Annotated in this window: 20 protein-coding genes and 1 other annotated feature; of the genes, 7 read left to right on the top strand and 13 right to left on the bottom strand. The window is 47.6% G+C overall.

Annotated features, from left to right (window positions below):
* Positions 1-71: 71 nt before the first annotated feature.
* The 3 genes from CUZ56_RS11375 to CUZ56_RS16370 form a co-directional block, all read right to left on the bottom strand.
* A protein-coding gene (locus CUZ56_RS11375; protein WP_404948041.1) for an IS3 family transposase occupies positions 72-1,285 on the bottom strand; the annotation gives its coding sequence in 2 pieces (ribosomal slippage) (positions 72-1,027 and positions 1,027-1,285; 1,215 coding nt in all).
* Positions 921-1,037 (bottom strand) — a sequence feature (AL1L pseudoknot). It overlaps the preceding gene by 117 nt.
* The gene (locus tag CUZ56_RS16280) at positions 1,170-1,625 is read right to left on the bottom strand and encodes a helix-turn-helix domain-containing protein (RefSeq protein ID WP_275427143.1); all 456 of its coding nucleotides are present in this window, start codon (positions 1,623-1,625) and stop codon (positions 1,170-1,172) included. Before CUZ56_RS16280 ends, CUZ56_RS11375 begins: the two co-directional genes overlap by 116 nt.
* 324 nt (positions 1,626-1,949) lie before the next feature.
* Positions 1,950-2,177 carry a transposase gene (locus tag CUZ56_RS16370; protein WP_369126761.1) on the bottom strand — a complete coding sequence of 76 codons (228 nt, stop codon included), beginning with the start codon at positions 2,175-2,177 and terminating at the stop codon, positions 1,950-1,952.
* A gap of 381 nt (positions 2,178-2,558) precedes the next feature.
* On the opposite strand from CUZ56_RS16370, the gene CUZ56_RS11355 reads away from it, so the two are divergent.
* The 4 genes from CUZ56_RS11355 to CUZ56_RS11340 all read left to right on the top strand — a co-directional run bounded on the left by CUZ56_RS11355 (position 2,559) and on the right by CUZ56_RS11340 (position 7,434).
* The gene (locus tag CUZ56_RS11355; protein WP_126980525.1) at positions 2,559-3,095 is read left to right on the top strand and encodes a fimbrial protein; all 537 of its coding nucleotides are present in this window, start codon (positions 2,559-2,561) and stop codon (positions 3,093-3,095) included.
* A gap of 71 nt (positions 3,096-3,166) precedes the next feature.
* Positions 3,167-3,949 (top strand): fimbrial biogenesis chaperone, encoded by a 783-nt coding sequence (locus CUZ56_RS11350; protein ID WP_126980524.1) that lies wholly within the window; start codon positions 3,167-3,169, stop codon positions 3,947-3,949.
* A 107-nt stretch (positions 3,950-4,056) separates the two neighbouring features.
* A complete protein-coding gene (locus tag CUZ56_RS11345; protein WP_204250889.1) occupies positions 4,057-6,438 on the top strand; it encodes a fimbria/pilus outer membrane usher protein in 2,382 nt (793 codons plus the stop codon).
* A gap of 24 nt (positions 6,439-6,462) precedes the next feature.
* Complete coding sequence (locus CUZ56_RS11340) at positions 6,463-7,434, top strand: fimbrial protein (protein ID WP_126980522.1); 972 nt, start codon at positions 6,463-6,465, stop codon at positions 7,432-7,434.
* Between the two features lie 681 nt (positions 7,435-8,115).
* Here CUZ56_RS11340 and CUZ56_RS11335 read toward each other — a convergent pair.
* Together CUZ56_RS11335 and CUZ56_RS11330 are read right to left on the bottom strand one after the other, a co-directional pair.
* Positions 8,116-9,327 carry an MFS transporter gene (locus CUZ56_RS11335; RefSeq protein ID WP_126980521.1) on the bottom strand — a complete coding sequence of 404 codons (1,212 nt, stop codon included), beginning with the start codon at positions 9,325-9,327 and terminating at the stop codon, positions 8,116-8,118.
* A gap of 174 nt (positions 9,328-9,501) precedes the next feature.
* Complete coding sequence (locus CUZ56_RS11330; RefSeq protein ID WP_126980520.1) at positions 9,502-10,638, bottom strand: alpha/beta hydrolase; 1,137 nt, start codon at positions 10,636-10,638, stop codon at positions 9,502-9,504.
* Positions 10,639-10,793: 155 nt separating this feature from the next.
* Between CUZ56_RS11330 and CUZ56_RS11325 the strand changes: the two genes are divergently transcribed.
* Both CUZ56_RS11325 and CUZ56_RS11320 read left to right on the top strand, forming a co-directional pair.
* On the top strand, positions 10,794-11,696 hold the full coding sequence (locus CUZ56_RS11325) for a LysR family transcriptional regulator (RefSeq protein WP_126980519.1): 903 nt from the start codon (positions 10,794-10,796) through the stop codon (positions 11,694-11,696).
* 245 nt (positions 11,697-11,941) lie between these two features.
* Entirely contained in the window at positions 11,942-12,409 is a 468-nt protein-coding gene (locus tag CUZ56_RS11320; RefSeq protein WP_126980518.1) for a WapI family immunity protein, read from the top strand.
* A 166-nt stretch (positions 12,410-12,575) separates the two neighbouring features.
* Here the strand turns inward: CUZ56_RS11320 and CUZ56_RS11315 are convergent, their stop codons facing one another.
* The 8 genes from CUZ56_RS11315 to rfbF form a co-directional block, all read right to left on the bottom strand.
* Complete coding sequence (locus CUZ56_RS11315) at positions 12,576-13,640, bottom strand: alkene reductase (RefSeq protein WP_126980517.1); 1,065 nt, start codon at positions 13,638-13,640, stop codon at positions 12,576-12,578.
* Between the two features lie 370 nt (positions 13,641-14,010).
* Complete coding sequence (locus CUZ56_RS11310; protein WP_126980516.1) at positions 14,011-14,763, bottom strand: SDR family NAD(P)-dependent oxidoreductase; 753 nt, start codon at positions 14,761-14,763, stop codon at positions 14,011-14,013.
* Between the two features lie 450 nt (positions 14,764-15,213).
* Positions 15,214-16,530 carry an RraA family protein gene (locus CUZ56_RS11305; protein WP_126980515.1) on the bottom strand — a complete coding sequence of 439 codons (1,317 nt, stop codon included), beginning with the start codon at positions 16,528-16,530 and terminating at the stop codon, positions 15,214-15,216.
* A 14-nt stretch (positions 16,531-16,544) separates the two neighbouring features.
* On the bottom strand, positions 16,545-17,507 hold the full coding sequence (locus tag CUZ56_RS11300) for a hypothetical protein (protein WP_126980514.1): 963 nt from the start codon (positions 17,505-17,507) through the stop codon (positions 16,545-16,547).
* 300 nt (positions 17,508-17,807) lie between these two features.
* Positions 17,808-18,926, bottom strand: a complete 1,119-nt coding sequence (locus CUZ56_RS11295; RefSeq protein ID WP_126980513.1) for a glycosyltransferase family 8 protein — start codon at positions 18,924-18,926, stop codon at positions 17,808-17,810.
* Between the two features lie 305 nt (positions 18,927-19,231).
* On the bottom strand, positions 19,232-20,326 hold the full coding sequence (rfbG, locus tag CUZ56_RS11290; protein ID WP_126980512.1) for a CDP-glucose 4,6-dehydratase: 1,095 nt from the start codon (positions 20,324-20,326) through the stop codon (positions 19,232-19,234).
* On the bottom strand, positions 20,319-21,221 hold the full coding sequence (locus CUZ56_RS11285; protein ID WP_126980511.1) for an NAD-dependent epimerase/dehydratase family protein: 903 nt from the start codon (positions 21,219-21,221) through the stop codon (positions 20,319-20,321). Before CUZ56_RS11285 ends, rfbG begins: the two co-directional genes overlap by 8 nt.
* A 5-nt stretch (positions 21,222-21,226) precedes the next feature.
* Positions 21,227-22,006, bottom strand: coding sequence for a glucose-1-phosphate cytidylyltransferase (gene rfbF, locus CUZ56_RS11280; protein ID WP_126980510.1), 780 nt, complete (start codon positions 22,004-22,006; stop codon positions 21,227-21,229).
* 828 nt (positions 22,007-22,834) lie between these two features.
* Between rfbF and tssD the strand changes: the two genes are divergently transcribed.
* Positions 22,835-23,034 (top strand): type VI secretion system tube protein TssD (gene tssD, locus CUZ56_RS11275; RefSeq protein ID WP_126980509.1); only part of this gene is annotated, 200 nt, incomplete at its 3' end.

The following is a 23,034-nucleotide window of genomic DNA, read 5'->3' as shown; positions in this document are numbered from 1 at the left end:
ATCAGCGTTTAAACGCTATAAAAAATCATATAGGCCAATCTCGATATGAATCGCCCCGGGTATTGAGGAGGCTAGTTGGTCAAAGTAATCAGTTCGGTTTTAGAGTTGTCAGATAGTAGATTCTCCCAGTATTGAGCCTCAGCCTGAACCGGTGGTATATAGCCGATTGAGCCCAGCAATCGATGGTTATTGTACCAATGTACCCATTGCAGGGTGGCCATCTCCAGAGACTGCCTGTTTTTCCATGGCCCCCGCTTATGAATGAGCTCGGTTTTATACAGGCCATTGATGGTTTCAGCCAGGGCATTATCGTAACTGTCGCCACGGGAGCCTACAGAAGGTTCAATACCGGCCTGTTTGAGTCTTTGGGTATAACGGATGGACACATATTGTGATCCTCTGTCCGAGTGATGTATCAGTGCATTTTGTGGCGGAACTCTGTCATACAGGGCCTGTTCGAGCGCATCAAGCACAAAGTCGGTATGCATGTTGGTACTGAGTTTCCATCCGACAATGCGTCTTGCAAACACGTCAATGACAAAGGCCACATATAACCAGCCCTGCCAGGTTGAGACGTAGGTAAAATCAGACACCCACAGTTCATTGGGGCGCTTGGCATGAAATTGGCGATTAACGTGATCCAGCGGACAAGGGGCGAGCTTGTCAGCGATGGTGGTTCGCACCTTTTTGCCCCGACGCGCTCCCTGCAGTCCCAGCCTACGCATCAGGCGTTCAACGCTGCAGCGGGCCGCCACAATGCCTTCGCGTTGCAGTTGATGCCACATCTTGCGGGTGCCGTAGACTTGCAAATTGGCCTGCCAGACCCGTTCAATCTCGGTCATCAGAATATCGTCGTGCTTGGCTCGCGGGCTGCGAAGGGCCGGGTTATGCGACCGGGCGGCATGTCTGAAGTAGCATGAAGGGGCAATGTTCAATACCTTGCACATTGGCTCGACCCCAAAGACATGGCGCTTTTGATCAATCAGGCGCTTCATCTCTTCAATTGGCAGTCGAGCTCCGCCTGGGCAAAAAACGCACTGGCCGCCTTGAGAATATCATTGGCTCGGCGCAGTTCCTTGTTCTCCCTTTCAAGTTGTTTCAAGCGTTCGCGCTCACTGCTGGTAAACCCTTCGCGCTGGCCGTTGTCGATCTCACTGCGCTTGACCCAGTCATGCAGGGTCGCACCCGAACAACCGATCTTGGGCGCTATGGATTGCACTGTCGCCCATAAAGACGGGTAATTGCCGCGTTGCTCCTGTACCAGACGAACCGCACGTTCGCGCACTTCGGGTGAGTATTTCTTTGTCTTGTTCATCGCTCCATTCTCTCAAAGGTTGGAGCCTCCTCAATACCCGGGGCGATTCATGAATTCTTCGATGTCCGAGTTTGCGTTGTCGGAGTTCGGTAATGAGTTTTTTGTGCTCTTCAGATATTTTGCTTTTAGGGGAGTAATTCGGTCGTCGGCTTTGATCCTGCAAGCCTTGCTCGCCATCTTTTTGATAGCGTTTCCACCATTTACGAAGGGTAGGCCTTGTAATACCACATTTGAGGCAAACAAGGCCTGCATTTCCTGTTTCTTCGTAAAGCTTTATCCATCTTAAGCGCTTGCGTATTGCGGCATCCATTCCACCATTCTAATTGAAACGATGTCTATGAATCACACAGCTATGAGCGATTGCCCCAAACACTGGCCGGGCTGCATTTCATCGTTTTCACAATCCTCATGTTCAGCAATGCCGCCGTGATCCTTCAAAATTCATAACACGCTCTATATAACCACTGACCTGGCCTGCGGTCAGTGTCATGACGACAGGTTTGCTTTGTGCATTACACACCATGTGCAATTTAGAGTTTAATCCGCCCTTGGTTCTTCCGATGGCGCGGCAAGCAGCCCTTTTTAAGCAGTGAAGCTGTTGTACGGTGTGCTTTGAAATGTGTAGCATCAATCATCAGGTATTCACTCTTTTTTGTTTTTGCGCCAACGCATCAAAAATCTGGGTAAATATCCCCATACAGCTCCAGCGTACGAAGCGGTTATAAAGTGTCTTATAAGAGCCATAATCTTGAGGCGCATCTCGCCATTGCAAACCATTTCTCAACACATGAATAATCCCGTTGATGACCTTGCGATCATCTATGCGGGTAATTCCATGAGACACAGGAAAGTAAGGGCTAATTTAATCAAGCTGCTTTGGTGATAACCAAAATAGATGGGGCTTTGTCATTTATATTTGAACATTTCGTTGAACACTCTCAGCATGTTTACTTCATCTCATCCCTAATTTTAATGAGCCCTGAACCTAGCTTTGTTTAAGCTTACTGCGGCCATTATCTGCTCTCGCTTTGTCGATGACTTGTGTTAGCAACATTTAGCTTGCGGAAAACTGGTCAGTATAGTTCCTTGTCTATTAGACGTCAACTTCCTTTACCATACAGGTATTGTGGTATTAAAACCTCAAAAATAGTATACAAAAATATTAAATTTACCTTTGTATAACAAAAAAGTAGATCATTCGAACCAGAGCAATTTGCTCCTTAATTTCTCAGGAGATATTTCGATGAAATCTACTTTTAACAAATCTGCTTTAACAGCGATATTGGCTGCGATGCTGGGCATGATTCCAGTCGCGCAGGCTGCGGATGGAACGATTAATTTTACAGGGACGATCACCGATTCGGCCTGTACTGTAGATACGGTTTCTGCAAGTCAGACGGTTAGCCTTGGGACTGTCAGCAGCAGCATATTTGGCGCAGCTGGCGATGTTGCTGCGGCAACGACTTTTACAATCGGCCTCAACAGCTGCCCACCATCAGTGACCGCTGCACAGGTTTCTTTTGATGGCACAGCTCATACGGGGAATGGCAGTATTTTGGCATTGACCGGTGGGGGAGGTGTTGCGACCAACGTTGGTGTTGCTTTATACGAACAAAATGGCATCACCCCGATTCCGTTGTATACGCCATCAACTTCAATAGTGATACCCGCTGGCGGTTCAGCAACACTGACATTTGTTGCCAAGTATATGGCTACCAGTAGTACGGTGACTGCTGGAACGGCAAATGCTGTAACCAATTTTACGGTTGTCTATCCCTAAACTTGAAACAAAAAGCGCATAATGATTTATGCGCTTTTTGCTTGATTCTGAGAAACGACATTGACTAAACCATGAACACTTTTTTTATCCGCCATTTTTTTTACCTGATATTTTTATTATTAGGGGGATTGGTTATATTTGAACCTGTATATGGCAAAGGCATCAGCGTTGGTGGCACGCGCGTGATCTATGATGCCAGCAAACGTGAAGCGACACTGTCGGTGAGAAATTCAGCAGACGGCATTCCCCATCTGATCCAGTCATGGGCGGATGATTTTAGCGATCCAGGATTCAAAGCGCCCTTTATCATTACCCCGCCTTTATTTCGTCTTGATGCTGGTAAAGAAAATATACTCAGAATAGTTTTCACGGGTGAAACAAATCTGCCACAAGATCGGGAGTCTGTGTTTTGGTTGAATGTCAAAGCCATCCCCGCAGTGGAAAAAACCGAGGCAAACCAGTTAACGATTGCAATCAAAACGCGCATCAAATTGTTTTATCGCCCCACGAGTTTGCGTACGGATGAGGCCAATGACGCCTGGAAGAAGTTGACATTCATATATGTTGACGGAGTGGTTGTCATTCAAAATCCAACACCTTATTTTGTTTCGCTGTTTTCCCTGCAGATCGGTCATGACAATGTGCCCATGCCTCCCATGATTGCTCCTTTTAGCGAATCTCTCGTACCAATAATTAACAAGGTAGATGTAACCGTGTCAGTAACCTGGCAAGCGATCAATGACTATGGTGCAATTACGTCTCCGTCAACAGCACAGTTTGCCGATAAATCTATATTTCCCGATAGTGTAGACAGCCATGGGATGCGATTGTCGGAAAGTGTTGCTGCCCCGTAAACAATTGTCAACTTAAATTTATCTGAACCGCGATGATACATCGTATAAAAATACTCATCAAATACAGTATACCGGCACTGTTTGTTGTATTTACCTCTCAAATTTCTTTGGCTGAGGTTTGGTTTAATCCTGATGCGTTGGATAAGGTCGATACGGGAGTAGTGGATCTGAGCCGTTTCGAGCAAGGTGAACAGCTTCCGGGCACCTATCGCGTGGATGTATATGTCAATGGCATTTATTTTGATAGTGGTAATTATCCTTTTGTTGCTTTAGAAGATGGCCGGCTGCAGCCGTTGCTGACATCTGACATGCTCAGAGCGATGGGTGTCAAAATTCAGGCATTTGCAGTGTTGGTTGAATCGGATGAAGCGATGCCATTGAGCCATTTTTCTACCTATATTCCTGGCGCACAAAGCGTATTGTACTTTGAACAACAACGTCTGGACATTTCTATTCCGCAGGCAGCGATGGATCTGCAGGCGCACGGCACCATAGACCCTGCACGCTGGGACCAGGGCATGCCTGCAGCATTTGTTGGCTACAACGTGACAGGCTCTCGTACCTGGCAACGCAACATGGGACAAACCCGCGACAACCATTTTGTCAATCTGCAAAGTGGCCTGAACCTTGGCGACTGGCGTTTGCGCAATTATTCTACTTATTCGGATGCAAGCAACAGTTCACATGCGTTCAGGTCGATTAACACATATCTGTATCGGGATATTCAGGCGTTACAGGGGCAACTGGTGCTGGGGCAAAGCAGTACGCCATCGGAGATTTTTGACAGTATCATATTTCGTGGAATCAAGCTGGTGTCTGACGATGCCATGTTACCTGAGAGTCTGCGTGGGTTTGCTCCAATCGTGCGTGGCATTGCCTGGTCAAATGCAATGGTTACCGTACGCCAGAATGGCATAGTGATTTACCAGACCTATGTTGCTCCGGGAGCGTTTGAAATCAAAGACTTGTTTCCTACAAGCGCCAGTGGAGATCTGGAGGTCACCATCACAGAGGCTGACGGCAGCAAGCGCCGCTTCAGCCAGCCATTTTCTTCTGTGCCCAACATGTTGCGTGAGGGCAGCATCAAATATGCTTTCGCGGCAGGACAGTATCACTCGCAGCAAACAGGAGCGCGGGAACCCGGATTTGGTATGACCACTTTATCCTATGGTATATCAAATAATCTGACGCTTTATAGCGGGGTATTGGTTTCCGATCGCTATATATCTTCGGTTGTAGGCAGCGGTCTTGGTTTGGGGGCCTTCGGATCTGCGTCAGTAGACGTAACCTACGCCCGCACAGAACTGCCAGACAATGATACAAAGCATGGCGTATCCTATCGCATGCAGTATGCCAAGACACTTACACAAACTGATACAACGCTCACGCTCGCCAGTTATCGCTATTCGACACAGGACTTTTATACTTTTCAGGAAGCTAATGAGTACGGCATATATGATGCTAACAAGCGTAGCCGTTTTCAGGTTACTCTTTCCCAGTCGTTAGGCCATGCAGGCAATTTATATCTGTCGGCATATCAGCAGAATTACTGGAACAGAAGCAGCTATGATCGCACAATTAATATCGGATGGAGCGGCAGTTACCGACGGATCAATTATGTACTCAATTATAATCAGACGCAAAATGCGGGCTATGGCAGAACTGACCGGCAGCTCTCATTTTCTATCCAAATACCTTTAGATGGTCCATTGAGAAATAACTGGATTCATACCAGCAGCACGGCGACACAGCATAATGGAACTATTACACAAATGGGCGTCAGCGGTACAGCGCTGGCGGATCACAATCTGAGCTACAGTGTTAGCCAGGGCTATGCAAGCCGCGACCATCATGTCAATGGTAATTTGAGTGCCAGCTATCGCGGCACCATGGGGGAAATCAATGCTGGATACAATTATGACAAGTATTCACGGCGATTGAACTTTGGTTTGCAAGGCGGCGTGTTTGTCCATCCTTACGGGATCACGCTGTCGCAAATACCAGGAGAAAGTATGGCGCTGGTACGCATTCCTGAAATCAGTGATGCAAAAATTCATAACCAGATGGGTATAGCTACGGACGCATGGGGGAATGCAGTGGTACCTTATCTGAGCGCATATCGCAGTAACCGCATTGCCGTAGATACTCTGTCATTACAAGACCACGTGGACCTAGATGAAACAACACGGGAGGTGGTGCCTACCCGAGGCGCATTGGTGCTTGCCAATTTCAATGCCAGGGTTGGTTCACGAGTTCTTTTTACTTTAACCCATCATGGTTCGCTAGTTCCGTTTGGTGCCACGGCGAAAGTCGTGGGGCAAGATAATGACAGCATTGTTGCTGACTGGGGGCAGGTTTATTTTGCTGGGTTGCCCTCACAGGGCAAACTTGAAGTGAGCTGGGGAGGAGGGCAGAAATGCCAGACAGAATTTAATTTTCAAGCAGATCATTCACACGGCATCCGGCAGGAGAGTCTGAACTGTGAATGATATGTTGTTTCAAAAGTCTTGATCATGATGAAAACCTATATTCGCTTGCTGATTTTGAATGTTTGTTTGCTGTTGTCTTATACTGTGCAGGCCGGCTGCAGCTTTGCACCACCGGATATTACAGTAGTATTTCCCGGAGGAAATGTTAACGTAGCAAACAAGGGTGTTGGTGATTCCCTAGCAACCGCAATAGTCAGTTACTCAGTCTACTGCAATGGCAATGATCTCCCTTCGGGCCAAACTTGGCAGCTTTATACAACTGGCAGCAATCCTGCTCTTGGCACACCATCCGGTGATATCCTTAATACACTTTATCCTGGTGTTGGTATGCATTGGAAGAGTCAGGCTAATGATGGTTCATGGGTAACGAGGTCGTCAATGTCAGTTAGTAATAATACTGCTAATGTGTTACCGTTAAATATAAGAGAAGGTACTGTTATAGTTACAGAGGAATTTACGCTGGTCAAAACGGGTACTATTAATGCCGGTCAGTTGTCTACGATACGGTTTGCGCTCAGTGCCAGAGGATCTGGCGGCTATTTTCCCGGTGGTATCATTGTCACGCAAAGCATAACAGTTGCTCAAACTGTCATACAAACGGTGTCATGTACAGTGACAACCAATCCGATCAATGTAAACATGGGAACATTGCCCAGAAATAACTTTAGCGGCATAGGAAGTACAACAGCAATCAAGCAATTTTTTATTCCCGTTGAATGCGATGGAAATACACTGCTGAGTTTTACTATTGAAGGCAACAGCAGCGACCCACAAAACGGTATTTTAGTTTTGGATAGCGGTTCGACTGCCAGCGGTATTGGCATCCAATTGCTATATCAGGATATACCATTGACATTGTCTTCAGCCAAAAGTTTGGGGACGATTGCCGGTGGTTCTTTTGATATTTCTTTACAGGCTCGTTATTATCAAACGGGAAGTACAATAATAAGCGGTACGGCCAATACGGTTGCAACGGTCACTTTGACATACAACTAGACTGTGCCCCTTAATTACATAATCGTTAGGGCGTGTTAACACTAAGCCGTAACATTTATCTGATGCTCTCCCATGCTTTACAAGTAGTGTTAACACACCCTAATTGAGTGAAAATAGAGACAAATATTCAAGATTTTTTAATACACTCTATGCTTGACACAGAATTCTGAACGCTCTCGGCTTTTTTATATTTACGGTGGTAAAAGTGAACCGATTGAAATGTGTCTGATGTACACTGGCCTTTTCCTTTTCCCCGGTATCTAACTGCTTTTAAAAGTAGAAGCCATTACGCAGTAATGGCGCCTTTGCCTTTGTGACCATTCCCTTATAACCCTTTGTTACTGAGCTGCTTCAAAGCATTTGCCTCACTTCATAGAGTCTGCTTTGCTTGACATTATTAGTGGTTGCCAACTTTAAACAAATAGTACAAAATGTAGTACACGAGTTAGAGGTACAAGGAAAAATTTCTTATTACCTCAAAGACTTGGGCCGATATTTCGGAGTGCGTTTCCCGCTCCAATTCTCTATTTTAGTCTTTCGCTAAAGGCTGAAAATCATTAGAAATTAAGGCGTTTTGTGCTTTTCTGTCTGCAGACACGCATTGAAATTTCCCCAAACCGATTAATTTAAGTATATGGGCAAGTCATGTGCCTGTTCATAATGTTGGCGGAGTTTTGACATTCAAGTTGATGCCAGTGTCGGGGTGGCGTAGTTTTCAGATGGGCCTTTGGGTTTGTACAGATATGTTCTCAAAGCGATTCCGATAATTCCCAGTGCGGCAAACAGCATTGCGCTAAGTATGGCGTATTGCGCACCCCAGCCTGAAATGAACAGCCCGCAAACAAATGTTCCCAGTGTGGTGCCAAGGTTGGCTGCGGTCAGGAATAATCCGTTTGTGAACTCTGGCGCTTCAGGAGCGGCGGTGCTGACCATGTATTGATTACCGTTGTTGGCAATGCCGACGGCGATCCCGAGCGGTAGCAGAATGGCTGTGACGGCAAAGGCGGACTTGCCCATCACAAACAGCAAAGCATACAAGGCGAGCAGTAGTACGGGCATGGTCATGAGCGTTGGGGAGGGTGCTCTGGCAAGCAATCTGCCAGCAAAAACGTTGCCGATGATATTTGCCATTCCATACACAAATAGCAACAGACTGATGATTTTAAAAGGCAGCAGCGTAACCGATTGCAGGTAATCGGAAAGGTAGCTATAAAAGCCGAACATGACAGCGTTCATTAAAATGGCGGCGGTTACCGAAAGCCATAAGATCATTTTTTTCAATACTCCGAGCTGTTCACCATATGTCAGTTTATTACCTGCCGGCATGGATGGCACGAACAGCAGTGTTGCCGCCAGTACCATGACATTCACCGCGGTGAAGAACACCATGGCCGTGCTGAACCCCCATTCGTCAGCGATAAAGCTGGTTATCGGTACGCCCAGTACCATACCTGCCGATACGCCGATAAACAGTTTTGCGACGGCTTTGGGTGCGTCTTGTTTACTCACCGAAGCTGCTGCTGTGGTAAAGGCAATGGTGATGTATACAGGGTGGAACAAGGCGGGAATAGCCCGAAAAACCAGTTGCACGGTATAGCTCTGAGCAAAAATGGAAACTATATTGCTGATGACAAATACTGACAGTGCCAATGTCATTGCGGTTTTGCGGTTCATTTTGGAAAAGAACAGCGGTACGACAGGTGCGGCAAAGGCTATCACCAAAGCAAACAGGCTGACCATCCAGCCTGCGTCGGGCACGCTGATGTCAAATTGCCTGGCGATGATCGGAATAATGCCGACCACGCCCATTTCGGTGTTCAGAATGCCAAATACGCCAAGGGTTAAGATGGGTATCAGCAGGCGGTTCTTGGCCTGATTTGTTGAATCTGTCATCGGGAAGGGTCTTTTGTTTATTTGATGCTGAATGGAAAATGGAAGGAAGCAGATCAGGGGCCACCGTCTACCATGAACTTTTTGGCGGTGAGGTAAAGCGGCCTGCCTGTATGTTTCAGACAGGCAGTTTTTTGGGGTTGGATTTGGTTTACCGCGAGGGTGTTTGAAAACAAGTTATCTCAAATGTTCTTTAAAGAATTGTTCAAACTTGTTAAAAGGGATTTTGTCCAGGTTGTCGTATAAATCCACATGGTCGGCACCGGCGACAACCACCAGTTCTTTTGGTTCAGAGGCGGCTTTATAGACGTCTTCCGAGTAGTAGCGGGAGTGGGCCTTGTCGCCGGTCACCAACAGAAGAGGGCGTGGTGAAACGTACTTGATGTTATCCATGAGCGGGAAGCTGAAGAATGACATGGGTGTGGTCGCCGTCCAGGCGGTTGTAGAGTTAATTGCCCTGGGGTGGAAACCACGCGGTGTTTTGTAATAGTTAAAAAATATTTTTGAAACGGGATCGGCATCTGCCGGCAGTGCATCAGGAAATAAGCGGTCGGCTTTGACGATGTTTCCGTTTTTATCAAACGGAACTTCATGCAGCCCTGTGGCAAATGTGCCTTGTTCCGCATCAGCCCAGCGCTGTTGGCTGAGGTAATCCACCACTTTCTGGCGTTGTTCTTGTGTATAAAAGTCCTGATAACCTTTGCTCATGCTGCGTGACATATCGTACATTGCAGTCGTTGCCACTGCTTTGATGCGGGAGTCACTTGACGCTGCGGTAATGGCCATGCCGGTTAGGCCGCAAATGGCCAGCACACCGATGCGGTCGCGGTCGACAAAAGGTTGCAAGCCAATGAAATCTACCGCTGCACTGAAATCTTCCGTGTAGATATCGGGGGATGCCACATTGCGAACCTCGCCTGAGCTTTCGCCTGTGAATGACGGATCAAACGCAAGCGTTACAAAACCGCGCTCCGCTAAAGTCTGTGCATGAAAGCCTGATGATTGTTCTTTTACCGCGCCAAACGGGCCGCTTAAAATAATGGCGGCCAGTTTTTGATCACCGGTGTTTTGCGGCATATACATATCGGCTGCCAGCATGATACCGTAACGGTTTTTGAAAGTTACTTTTTGATGATCGACTTTGTTGCTTTTGAGGAAGGTTTTGTCCCACTCTTGAGTCAGTTGCATATGATTTGCTCCTGTATTGACGGGAAGTTGGGGGCTGGCGGTTGCCGCAGATGCGCTGATGCCAAGGGCAACGTTCACAGCAATGGTGGTTTGTAAAATTTCTCTGCGGGAAAAAGAGTTTTTCATTTCTGTTCCTGGCTGGTGAATTTATGGGTGAAATATGCGGCTGGTTTTTTTGCCAATGGGCATCAGATTTATCTGGATATGTTGATTATCAGCGGCTGATTACTCTGATACAATGAATAAATCAGGAATTGATAATTCGCGAAACAGGAATAATCATGCTGAATCGACTGGATGCCTTGAAGTATTTCTGTACCGCTGCCGAGACCTTGCAATTCCGCGAAACAGCGCTGCGGATGTCGGTGTCACCGCAGGTGGTCACACGCGTGATTGCCGAACTGGAAGAGGAGTTGGGGGCACTGCTTTTTGTTCGCAATACGCGCAATATGCAGCTAACCGAGTTTGGCGAGCGCTTTTTGCCGCGGGCCCAGCAGTACTTGCTGGACGGTGAAAAGCTGTTTGCCACGGCGCAAAAAAAGCAGGGCAATATGAGCGGAGTGGTGCGCATCACTGTGCTGAGGTTGCCCGAAAACGATGCCATATTGGCAGACTTGGTGGCGAGGTGCGCGGATTACCCGGAATTGCGCATAGATTGGCGTGTGGATTCGGCCAAGCTGCATTTAGTTGAGAATCAGATTGATATGGGGGTGCGGGTCGGTTTTGAGCCTGACCCGCTGATGATTGTTCGTAAGATCAGCGAAATGCAGGATAAGCTTGTCATTTCGCCACGGTTGTTGGCCAGGCTCGGGCAGCCAAAAGATCTGGATGATTTGCAAAAACGGTTTCCTGCCAGCAATTTAATCAATGTGAATACGGGGCGTGCGTGGGGCTGGCCGATTAACGACGATTTGCATTTGTATCCAAAACAGCAGCGCTTTGTCACCGATGACCCCTATAGTGAACTTTCTGCGGCCCTGGCTGGAATGACTTGCTCGCTGCTGGCCGACTATATGTGCAACAAGCACCTTGAAAGCGGCAGGCTGGTGGAGTTATTCCCTGAGATGATGCGAAAACGCTGGGTGATGTATCTCTACCGTCCGCAACGCACCATGACCTCTGCGCATGTGCTGGCTGTGTTTGATTGGCTGACGGAGATTTTGCGCAAGTATTATGCAAAGTGACAAAATGAATTGAATTGTTTGCTTGAGTTAATAGAAAGATGGATTGCTTTGAAAGCGGGCAATTCAACAAACACTGGTACTCTAAATCGGTTTTTCCATTAAAGACTAACAACCATTAAGAATGAAAACACGCTGAGTGTTTTTCTGTCTTGTCTTTTGATTTACGGGTATGCAAACCACATGTTGAATAAAATGAGTTTTGATGGCTTAAACGCAGTGTTCACTTTGGAACGGATTGTTATTCAATGCTTTCATTAAAGAGTAAAGATCATGCTGTTGAACTGAGGCTGAATATCCTGGGTTATGAATTCCCAGATCTGGCAGATGACTGGTGCTTACTGAAAGTTACTGTGAGGCAGGATGATGATCTGTTTGAAAAAACTGACCCTGCCCTAGAAGCCTCTGACTTTTGCCGACTGTACGCATGGTTCAATGCATTGGCAGATAGGCGTTTACCTTCTTTTTCTCATCTGCGCTTTACGGAGCCATGCCTTGAGCTGGCGTTTGTTTCCTGCATTGATAACGTCGTCAGAATAGCGGTAATTCTTAATTGCGAGCTTAAACCTGGCTTTACGCAGAAGTATCCCTATACATCAAAGGATGATTGGCGACTGCTTTTTGATCTCGATGAAAATGATTTTTCACAGATACTCAGTGCCATTCAAAAGTGGATTGAAAACTACCCTTCAAGAATTGAAGGGGAAAATAATTAGGCCAGGAGAAATTTTCATAAAGTGCAGGTATCGGTTACTGTGATCTTTCAGCGCAGACGATACCTATATAAGATCTTAATTCGGAGTTTTGAATTGTCATTCTCCGTTTTTTACAGGAGGTGAAACCCTTTATTTTCCACCTCCTGATTTTTCCCAGATATCTTTCTCAGATATTTTGCATGGCAGGGTAATCGATGTATCCCTGCGCTGTGCCGCCAAAGAATGTGGTGCGGTCGGCATCGTTCATTGGTGCATTGGTTTTCAGGCGTTCGACAAAATCAGGGTTGGCCAGCACCATCTGGCCATAGGCTTCGAGGTCAGCCAGCCCCGAGTTGATATCGGCCCCAATCTGTTCGCGCGGCCGGCCTGGGCGGTTGATGATCAATGTGCCTTGCCAGAGTTTGCGAATGTCGGCCAGCAATGGCTCATTGCCCTGGTGCATGATGTGCAGATAGGCCAGGTTGAGTTTGTTGAGTTCTGCCACCAGGTAACGGTACAGGTCAGGACCTTCGGGGCCTTCATCAATGCCCCACATGGCTGTGCCGGGGGACAGTCGTATGGCTGTTCTGTTGGCTCCGATTTCTTCGGCAACGGCGGCGGCGACCTCAATGGCAAAACGGGCGCGGTTTTCAATCGACCCGCCGTATTGGTCGGTACGTGTGTTTGCACTTGGCGCGAAGAACTGCTGAACCAGGTAAGCGTTTGCGCCATGGATCTCGACACCGTCAGCACCGGCCTTGATGGCGCAGCGGGCTGCGTAGCGGAAGTCCTGAATGGTCTGGTGCACTTCCTGTGTGGTCAGTGCGCGGGGCGCAGGAATGTCCTGCATGCCTTTGGCTGTGAACATGGGTGCCCCCGGTGCAATCGGGGACGGTGCAACGGCCTGGCGATGGTGCGGTGTATTGTCCGGATGTGACATGCGTCCGGCATGCATGAGCTGGATGAAGATATGGCTGCCTTTGGCATGTACGGCGTCAGCAATTTTTTTCCAGCCTGCAATATGGGCACTGGTGTAAATGCCAGGCGTTGTCAGGTAACCTTGCCCATCGTCTGAGGGCTGCGCGCCTTCGGCCACGATCAGACCAACGCCGGCGCGTTGGGCGTAATACTCGGCTGCCAGTTCTCCTGGTGTACCGTCTTCATGGGCGCGGGAGCGTGTCATGGGCGCCATAACGAGGCGGTTTTTGACTGTGTAGCGGCCGATTTGGGTAGGTTCAAACAGTTTGTTCATGGTGTACTCCGTGGTGATCAAGTGGATATTTTTGAAATGGCGATAGCGGCATCGGTATGGTGCGATGTTATTTTTTTGTTCTGCTTCATGGTGGCGTCCTTGTCTGGCTGATGGAGGAATTATCTATCGATTCATTTATGAAATAAATATGAAAATATGGATTACACTGTTCCAAAAATGGAGCAATCGGGGTTGTTTTTGAATGATACGGTGTTGTTTGGCCGTGGTGCCGTCTGGCAGGTACAGGGGCAAGGATGCAGGATTAAAGATGCAGCGAGGCCAGGTCTGATCAGGGGCGTGGATTGTTGTATGGATTGCTGCTTCGCAACCGTGGCTGTTGCACCGGTTGCGAAAAAAGATGCGGGCGGTTTTATTGGCTCAGGTAGCCACCATCAACAGCGTATTGTGAGCCGGTAATGTAGGAGGCTTTGTCAGAGAGCAGGAACAGCACCAGTTCAGCCACTTCATCTGCCGTGCCAAGCCGTCCAACGGGTTCGAGCGCTACCATGGAGTCAATGGCTTCTTTGGGCAGGGTGCCGAGCAAAGGGGTTTCGATGTAGCCCGGATGAATGGAGTTGACACGAACGCCCTTGGCTGCAAAAGCCAGTGCTGCCGATTTGGTCATGCCTGCGACACCATGTTTGGAGGTGGAATACGCGAGCGCAAAAGGTGTGGCGACCAGCCCCAGAATGGATGAGGTGTTGACAATAGAGCCGCCACCGGACTTGAGCATTTCGGGAATTTCATAATGCATGGCGTAAAAAACGGAGAAGAGGTTGATTTCGATGGTGCGGCGAAATTCTTCAGCGGTAATTTCAGTGATAGAGCCGGAAACGCCTGAAACACCGGCGTTGTTGAATGCGGCGTGCAACCCGCCGTATGTGCTGACGGCGAGCTCAACAGAGGCTTTGACATCGGCTTCGGAAGCGGCATTGCCAACAAATGCGCTTGCCTGTCCACCGGCTTTGATGATTTCTTCAGTGACCTGGTGGGCGCTTTCTTTGTTGAGGTCTGAAACGATAACGGCAGCACCTGCTGCTGCCAGCTTGAGTGCGGCAGCTTTGCCAATGCCTGAACCGGCCCCGGTGACCAAAGCAACTTTTCCTGTCATTTCTTGTGTCATATCTCCTCCTGGATTTTTCGGTTGTTTCATATCAGTTGGTGATTTCATTGTAGTACAGGATGATGGCGTGTTCGTGATGCAGGCGGATGAAGGTGTTTGAAATACACCGTTTCAACGCCCCTTTTGATAGGGTATTTTGTATTAAACCCGGATCAACCGGATGGGTTGCAAATGGCTTCTGGTGGTGGTTTGCCTGGAGTATCGGGTGTATCGGGTATGCAGGGTAAAAACCGGCGGCAGGTGCGGCAGGGTGAAATCTGTTTTCAGAATTGTGCCGGTATTTGATCTGGTGTCTGGTTTGGTATTTGGTCAGGTACCAGTATTGTCAGGCCGGGTGATGCAAAGATGTATGGGGCGCACCATGTCTTCAGCAAAAGTAAACCCGCAGTCCGGATTGCACGCACTGCGGGTTGGGGCTCAGCTATTTTCTTGCCCTGTTTTTGGGGTTTACTAAAACGCGCCGTTGTTGTCGATGATGTCTTTGATGTGGTACTTGTTGATGATTTCGTTAACGATGTTTTTTTCGGTGGCCAGCGTTTGAATGCATCTTTTCATCACTTCACTTTCGTATTTCTGAAAGATGACAACCAGGCTGCATTCGTCAATGAAGATGAGGTCGCCTGGCGTGACCGTGATGCCGCCAATGGTGACGGGTTTGTTGATGTAGTCCAGCGTTGCCCGGCGCCTGACGTCTTGCGCGTTGTATTTTTTGGCAAATACCGGAAAGTTGAGGAACCGGGTTTGCTTGGGATCTCTGGTGGCGCCGTCAATCACGGCGGCAGATGCACCGCTTCTGAGCGCCAGGGTGGCGTTCAGGTCGCCAAAATAGGCAAAGTCATTGATTTCGTTTTCAACAACGATGATGTCGTTGTCAGAAATGCCGGCGTAGGATTCCAGCGCATCGTAAATGCCGTGGAAGTCTTCCCCTTCTTCAAGTGCGCGAAGCCTGAGTGTATTGGCCCGCCCCAGTGCGGTGGAGCCGGGCAGGTTGCAGACCCAGTTGGAGAGAACCGCGCCGCAAGGCTCTCCTTTTTCTAAAAACATGTCGTCCAGCAGGTCGGAGAGTGCAGGGGATGTGATAAAGCTGCGAACCAGCCGCAGGTATTCACTTTCCTGGCGTTTGATGCCTTTGGCATATACTTCGGCAAACCTCAGGTCTTCTTCGTTATTGACGTCAACAAGTTCCTGCGGGTCACCAAAAATCATCCAGGGGCGGGTGCCATAACGTTTCTGGGTGGCAAAGGCGGCTCCTTTTTTGACGATGTATAAGCCCATGCTTTCTGAAACAGTGTCGGGCAAGTCTTTGCTGTTGGGGATATGGTTGGGGTCATATTCCGGCTGGCCGTCTTTCCAGAAATAGTATTTGTCCTTTTTCATCAGGATGGCGGAATCGTAGCTGGCATCGTTTTTCAGCTTGCGGATGGCTTCATCAATGGTCTGTGGTTTGATGAATGGTGATGTGCACAGCAGTTGCACATAGATGTCGGCGTCAGGGTAGGAGTTGACCTCGTTCATGAACATCTGGTGGCCATCGGTTTTGTTGGTGGCCAGTGCCGGATCACGCTGCAAAAATGTAATGGGCAGGTAGTCGGCGTGCTGGTACATTTCCTGCGATTCCGAGTCAAGAAAAACACGGTCGATTTCTGTGCATTGCAACAGCGTTTTAAGCGCTTTGATGTAGAGTCTTTCGCCCTCCAGAAAACGCATGTTTTTGTTTTGAATTCTTTCACTGGAGCCTTTGGCCGGCACAAATGCATATACTTTCATACGGTAATCTCGCGCTATTGATAGATGTCTTTGAACAATCCTTTGAGTCCGACCGGGTTGACCGATACGATTTCAATATCCGGATAAAAGATGTCTATGAAATTTTTAAAATGGTTCCAACCCTGTTTGTTGATGCTGATAGAGTGCATTAAATCTGCTTGGGCCATATGGTTCAATTGGCCGTCAAAATAACCACTTTCGTTTGTATCACATCCCACCAGGTAAATGCGTTTGGGTTTGGTCAGCAGGGCAAAGGCCAGGGCAGAAAAGGTAATGGAGTTAAAGTTAGGCAGCGGGTTGTTTTGAATGTCCTGGCAGAATGGCGAGTAGCCGACCATGACGTAATACCGGTAGGCGTTGGCTGCGATGGCCTGTATGGCAGGAATAGATATTTCATATGCGCCCAGGATGATGCCATAGAATTTCTGGCACTGACCACGCCGGTACTGGTTGGCGGCTTCGATATAGCCTTTTGAAGAAACGTAATCCTGAATGAACAGGTAGTCCAGTTCGAGTGCCGGGTGCTGGAAGGATTTGTTGACACCAATGTGCACGGCACCCGGAATTGGCTGGTATTGTTTGAGCGTTGGGCCGCAGCCTACAACGGCAATTTCCCGGCCTTCATGTTGATTGGCAAACTGGGGAAAGACGGACTGGTGCAGCGTCTGAATTTCTTCCCGGTGAAAGATCAGGTGATACAGGTTGTCGTTGAACAGCCTGGCCATTTGCAGCAGGTGCAACTGGGTGTCTGCCTTGGTGAGGTGGACATTTTGCAGTTGTGAATCAATTTGCAGTTGGGAGTCAATTTTCCCCTGTATAGCCTGTGCCTTGCTTTCAAATTCATGAGGCAGGTTTTGCTGCATGTCTTTGAGCAATTGTTCTATCCGGTCCTGAACAGCATGAACTTCATCAACCGATTTTGCAATTTGTTTAACTCTGATTCTTGTTGCCAGTATCCGGTCAATAAAACTGCTCATAGTTACCTCCAAATTAAAACAGGCGAACCGGTATGTCTGTGTTTGCTATGGCGTTCCTTCACAAAGGTGCCGGGTTTTAGCAAATACCACTGGCAGGGTGCAGTCCAAGATATAAAAATAGAGTTTGGCGCTGCAGGTAATTCCTTTACAAGGCTGTGCCGGATAGTGACGATACTCAGCTAAAGATTATTCTACTTTATGCGTCCATCCGGGGTTATATGCTAGATCATTCTGTGTTTTTTCATGACAGAAGGCGAGGCCTTCTGTCAGATTAAACTGTGCCGATACCGGATAGAAGCTTTATTTCCCGAGTTTGATGGCAAATTTGCGCGCAATTTCATTTGCTTTTTGCAGCTCGTATCTGGCTTCTTGTTTTTTCCGTTTATGGCGTGCCCGTCTTTTGCCAAAGGTGATTTTTGACAGAATGCGGTATTTCCAATAATTCGATTTGTTTTCCTGGTATCGGATGGTGTATGCAATATATTCTTCGTACTCACCTTTTTTAGCGTAAAGGTTTTCATTCATCCGGTACAGGATCAATTCATAATAAGGTGTTGTTCTGGCATAGTCCCACCATGTGACGGCCATATCTTCATTCGGGTCGAGCCAGGGTTTGTTTTTGTCTGCGTAATGGATGATTTTGGGGTCTGTGACGGCCAGGTATTTGGCACGAATGTTGGGAGACATTTTTTCAATGTATTTCAACTCCTTCATGTGCTTTTGCATTGGCGGCCAGTTCCACTCGTTGCCAAACCGGTAGTAGTTATTGTTGAACAGTTCATTTAACGCATCCTGGTCCAGGATGTTGTAATTGAAGTTGGTCACCATTTCCATGAGTTTGTTGGAATAATTAAACTCACTGAATTTCTTCACATCAAAAAGCATGACCCCCGCCTGGAAATAGGTGTCCAGGTCGGAGAGCCCCAGCTTTTTATGAACGTAGTCGATGGCTTCTTTGCCGTAAAGGCGGATATGCGCAGAGAACAGGCATTCTTCTGTGGCTGCAATCGGATAGCCTTTGATATCCATGCTGTAGAGCTTATTGATGTCGTCAGTAATGATCAGATCGGCATCTAAAAATAAGACTCTGTCGAAGTTCTTTAAAAACAGTGGTATCACCAGCCTGAAATAGGTTTCAATGGTGATGTGCGCAGCGGTGTAAAGCTTGAGGTTTTTAAAGTATTCTTTGACGTTGACAAACCGCACAGAAATGTTTTTTCTGGAAATAAAGTCGATGACATATTTTTTATTGGCTTCTGAGGCATCTTTGGAAAAGATGATGATGTCATAGTTGGTATGCTCGTCGCTGTTATCTACAATGGATTTCAATGTGACGGTTAAGTAGGGGATAAAGTAATCACTAGACGAAAAAGCGAGTGTCGCGTAATTGTCTTGGAAAAAAGGTTTTATTTCATCCATTGCTGTACCTGACTAGTTCTGTTGAATAACGTATCTTTGCATCCGGTGGTGCATTGGCTTTGATGGCTAATCTCGCGAAAGAGATGTTGCCGCCGTATGCAACCGGTTCTGTGGCGTTAAATGGCCAAAGGTAAAAACTATCTTTCAAAATAAATCACTCCGTTGCATGCAACGGAGTGATTCAAAACAAGTATGTATCCGGCCACATTGCAACCACCTCAAAAGAAAGAGGTGGTTGGGTTGCGGCGGGGTTAATTCTCATTCAAAATTAAAATAACATCCGATCAGGGAAGCCTGCTTACAGATTACAGATGCGGTGCAGATGCTTCCATTCTCTTGATGTATTCTTCAATCTGTTCAACGCAGAAGTCATACATATCGTTGCTTGTCAGTGCTTTTTTGTACCAGTCGACCGTCTTTTCGATCGATTCTTTCAGGTTCCACTGCGTGTGCCAGCCCAGCATCACATAAGCTTTGGTGACATCAAGGTTGAGCAGGGTGTTTTCGTGCACAACTGCGGTACTTGATGCATCAATGACTTTGCCTTTGCCATAGTACTCAGCCAGTTTGGAGACCACTTCCATCACGGTTTTGTTGGCAGAAATATGGGGGCCGAAGTTAAAGCTGGTGGCATACTGGATGGGGTCAGCCAGCAGTTTTTCGCCTACACGCAGGTAACCTGACAGGGGTTCAAGCACATGTTCCCACGGGCGGGTGGCCTTGGGATTGCGGATTTCAATGTCTTTGCCTGCTTCGATAAAGCGAATGCAGTCAGGAATCAAGCGGTTGTCAGACCAGTCGCCGCCGCCAATGACGTTACCTGCCCTGACGCTGGCAATGGCTTTGCCATGTTCAGCGTATTTCTGCGGGTTGAAATAGGAGTTGCGGTAGGAGGAAATCATCAATTCAGCGCAGCCTTTTGATGAGGAATAGGGGTCATACCCTCCCATGCGATCGGTCTCTTTGTAACCCCAGATCTGCTCGACATTTTCATAGCATTTATCAGAGGTAATCATGACCACGGTTTTCACGCAAGCATTCTGCCGGGTCACTTCCAGCATGTTCAGCGAGCCCATCAGGTTGGTTTCATAGGTTTCCTTGGGGTTGGCATAGGCGGTTTTGACCAATGCCTGCGCAGCCAGATGGAAAATGAATTCAGGCTGGTATTTTTCAATGACGCCGTTGAGCTTTTCGTAGTCGCGGATATCGCCTCTGATGTCGGCAAACAATTTTTCAGACAGATGGCTGGCGACAAAATTGCCTTTTTGAGAGTAAGGGTCAAGGGAGTAACCAATGACTTTGGCGCCCATCATGGTCAGCCAGATCGAGAGCCACGAGCCTTTGAACCCCGTGTGGCCGGTAACTAATATTGTTTTGCCTTGATATACGTTATTAAACATCGCGATTTTCTTTCCACCAATCTATTGTTATTTGTAAACCATGATCCAGTTTGATCTTTTGCGACCAACCAACCTCCTGAACAAGCCTGCTATTATCTCCGGCAATAAAAGGGTCATCAAAACTTGAGGGGATAGCACCCCAGAGAATCTGCCCTTTAAAGGAGGTTAACTCTGCAATTTTTTCAACGATGGAGCGCAGCCGGACCGGCTCTCCGGAGCTGATGTTCACAGCACCCTGGACCTTGCTGTCAAACAGGTCCACAATGCCCCTGGCCGTATCAAACACATGCAGGTAGTCCTGAATTTTGAGACAGTCGCTGACCTTGACATCTTCGCCCTTGAGCATGGAGAGGATGACCGATGGCATCAGCCGGGTTTTCTTTTCGTTAGGGCCGTACAAATTAAAAATTCGGGCCCACTGAAAGTCAACCTGGTTGTTTTGGCAATAGACTTTGCCCATGTGATAGGCTGAGGACTTGCATTCTCCGTAGATCGAAGGAGAGGCCAAAGGCGTTTGATGCTCGCGCAGGTAGCCGTAAGAGAAGTCGTACTCTGAAACGCTGCCGGCGCCTAGGAATTTTTTGCCGCCATTTTCAACAAACCCTTCCAACAGGCTCAGGGTTGCAATGGTCCACTTGATATTGTCATTGGAGGCATGGCATTTGGGGCCTGTATACCAGGCCATGTGAATCAGAGATTCAAAACGGTTGGCCCGCAAAAAGTCATGGACTCTTTGGGAGTCCATCAGGTCCAGTTCATGCTGTATCAAGTTGGCTTGATTGTGGCGGCTTTGGGAAAATGTCAGCAGGTGAACTTCATACCCTCTTGCCACAAGCTCATTGACCACATGGGTGCCAATGAAACCTGTTCCGCCGGTTACCAGTACGCGTTTCATTTCTGTTATTTCTCCCAGATTTTCCAAGGAGCCGAATTGCTGTCCCACATGTTATTGAGCTCGACCTTGTCTCTGAGCATATCCATGGCGTGCCAAAAGCCGCTGTGTTTATAGGCGTGGAGCTGGCCGTCTTTTGCCAGGCCTCTCAAAGGCTCCTGTTCCCAGATGGCGCGGTCGCTGTTGGGAATATAATCAAAAATTTCAGGTTGCAGCACAAAGAAGCCGGCATTGATCCATGAGCCGCTTTCCTTGGGCTTTTCCTGAAAATTGCTGATGATACCGTCGTCATCAATCCCGAGCGCGCCGAATCTTCCTTCCGGCTGGTATGCTGTCAGGGTAGCCAGTTTTCCGGATTTCTTGTGGCTTTCAATCAGTGCGGTGATGTCAACGTTGGAAACACCATCGCCATAGGTCAGCATGAAAGGCTCATTGCCGACGTACTCCTGTGCTCTTTTGATTCTGCCGCCGGTCAAGGTATCTTTGCCGGTATCGAGCAAAGTGACTTTCCAAGGTTCAGACAGGTTCTGGTGCACGGTGACATCGTTGGTTCTTAAGTCAACGGTCACATTGGAATTATTCATAAAATAATTGACAAAATAATCCTTGATGACTTCGTGCTTGTATCCGCAAAGAACAACAAATTCATTGAACCCATAATGAGAATAAATCTTCATAATGTGCCAGATGATTGGCTTGTTGCCAATTTCAACCATTGGTTTAGGACGAATGCCGGTTTCTTCGCCCAGCCTGGTTCCCAACCCGCCTGCCAGAATCAAAACTTTCATTTTTTTCCTTTGGTTTAATCTCCATTTGCGGCATAGGCAACACAAAAGCACCCAGCCTGCATGAGCCTGCATCTATGGAAATCTTCTTAAAATAATCAAGGATTGTAAGTGCTTCTCTGTTCATACAGCAACTGGGGCCTATCACAACTGAGTTAGCGCTGCTGGTACTCAGAAAATATTTCATCTGGAACAATCCAAAACCCGCCTTTAAACTGAGGTGCCATTGGTATTGAAATCAGAGGGGAACAGAGGAAGCAACCCGGTGCGAATCTGCTTCACTTTTTCTCCCGGAATTCACATCACACATGCCTGTATTGCCCGAAAAAAGCATTCATGCTGAGGATGCAAAACCGTTCAATGAGTGGGGGCAAGGTCGTTGGCATGAGTAAGGGGGAACAGTTCTGCACTTGGTTTGATGAAGCCGTAGAAGAGCTGATATTGATTGAACCAACGACGAGATTTGAGGCTATTGAATAGCGTTGGTGTTCCCCCGGGTCATTATTGACCCGGTGTGATTCTTATTTGGAATCAATGAGTTAGTAAAAATCGGGTCATTATTGGCCCGGTATAGTTTCTCTTTAAAATCAACGAGTTATAAAAAATCGGGTCATTAATGGCCCGTTTTCGCCTGTGGATAAGTCAGATTTCTGTGGATAACCTCTTTTTGGTTTTGTTTTGGATTTAAAATATTCAATGAAATCAATATGTTGAATATTTGGCTAGGGTGCTGGCACATGAATTGCAATATATCTCAGTGAAACTGCCAGAAGGCAGCGCGTTTGTTTTAATTCATGTCTGTTTTACTTATTTCAACAAGGAGCACTCAGAATGCCAACCCCAGCGTATATTTCAATTGAAGGCAAAACCCAGGGCAACATCACCCAGGGTGCATTCACAGCAGATTCCGTCGGTAACGTCTACGTCGAAGGCCACGAAGACGAAATCCTGGTGCAGGAAATCAGCCACCGTGTTACGACCCCGACCGATCCGCAAAGCGGCCAGCCCTCAGGCCAGCGCGTGCACAAACC

The organism is Saezia sanguinis, from assembly GCF_003991585.1.
GTDB classification, from domain to species: Bacteria; Pseudomonadota; Gammaproteobacteria; order Burkholderiales; family Burkholderiaceae_C; genus Saezia; species Saezia sanguinis.
This window is presented reverse-complemented; position numbering and strand designations above follow the sequence as displayed.

Coding starts and splice junctions, on each gene's coding strand:
- CUZ56_RS11350 (WP_126980524.1), top strand. CDS start 3,167: ATGAACACTTTTTTTATCCGCCATTTTTTTTACCTGATATTTTTATTA.
- rfbF (WP_126980510.1), bottom strand. CDS start 22,006: ATGAAAGTTTTGATTCTGGCAGGCGGGTTGGGAACCAGGCTGGGCGAA.
- CUZ56_RS11340 (WP_126980522.1), top strand. CDS start 6,463: ATGATGAAAACCTATATTCGCTTGCTGATTTTGAATGTTTGTTTGCTG.
- CUZ56_RS11285 (WP_126980511.1), bottom strand. CDS start 21,221: ATGAAACGCGTACTGGTAACCGGCGGAACAGGTTTCATTGGCACCCAT.
- CUZ56_RS11355 (WP_126980525.1), top strand. CDS start 2,559: ATGAAATCTACTTTTAACAAATCTGCTTTAACAGCGATATTGGCTGCG.
- CUZ56_RS11300 (WP_126980514.1), bottom strand. CDS start 17,507: ATGAGCAGTTTTATTGACCGGATACTGGCAACAAGAATCAGAGTTAAA.
- CUZ56_RS11335 (WP_126980521.1), bottom strand. CDS start 9,327: ATGACAGATTCAACAAATCAGGCCAAGAACCGCCTGCTGATACCCATC.
- rfbG (WP_126980512.1), bottom strand. CDS start 20,326: ATGTTTAATAACGTATATCAAGGCAAAACAATATTAGTTACCGGCCAC.
- CUZ56_RS16280 (WP_275427143.1), bottom strand. CDS start 1,625: ATGGATGCCGCAATACGCAAGCGCTTAAGATGGATAAAGCTTTACGAA.
- CUZ56_RS11325 (WP_126980519.1), top strand. CDS start 10,794: ATGCTGAATCGACTGGATGCCTTGAAGTATTTCTGTACCGCTGCCGAG.
- CUZ56_RS11305 (WP_126980515.1), bottom strand. CDS start 16,530: ATGAAAGTATATGCATTTGTGCCGGCCAAAGGCTCCAGTGAAAGAATT.
- CUZ56_RS11295 (WP_126980513.1), bottom strand. CDS start 18,926: ATGGATGAAATAAAACCTTTTTTCCAAGACAATTACGCGACACTCGCT.
- CUZ56_RS11330 (WP_126980520.1), bottom strand. CDS start 10,638: ATGAAAAACTCTTTTTCCCGCAGAGAAATTTTACAAACCACCATTGCT.
- CUZ56_RS11320 (WP_126980518.1), top strand. CDS start 11,942: ATGCTTTCATTAAAGAGTAAAGATCATGCTGTTGAACTGAGGCTGAAT.
- CUZ56_RS11310 (WP_126980516.1), bottom strand. CDS start 14,763: ATGACACAAGAAATGACAGGAAAAGTTGCTTTGGTCACCGGGGCCGGT.
- CUZ56_RS11315 (WP_126980517.1), bottom strand. CDS start 13,640: ATGAACAAACTGTTTGAACCTACCCAAATCGGCCGCTACACAGTCAAA.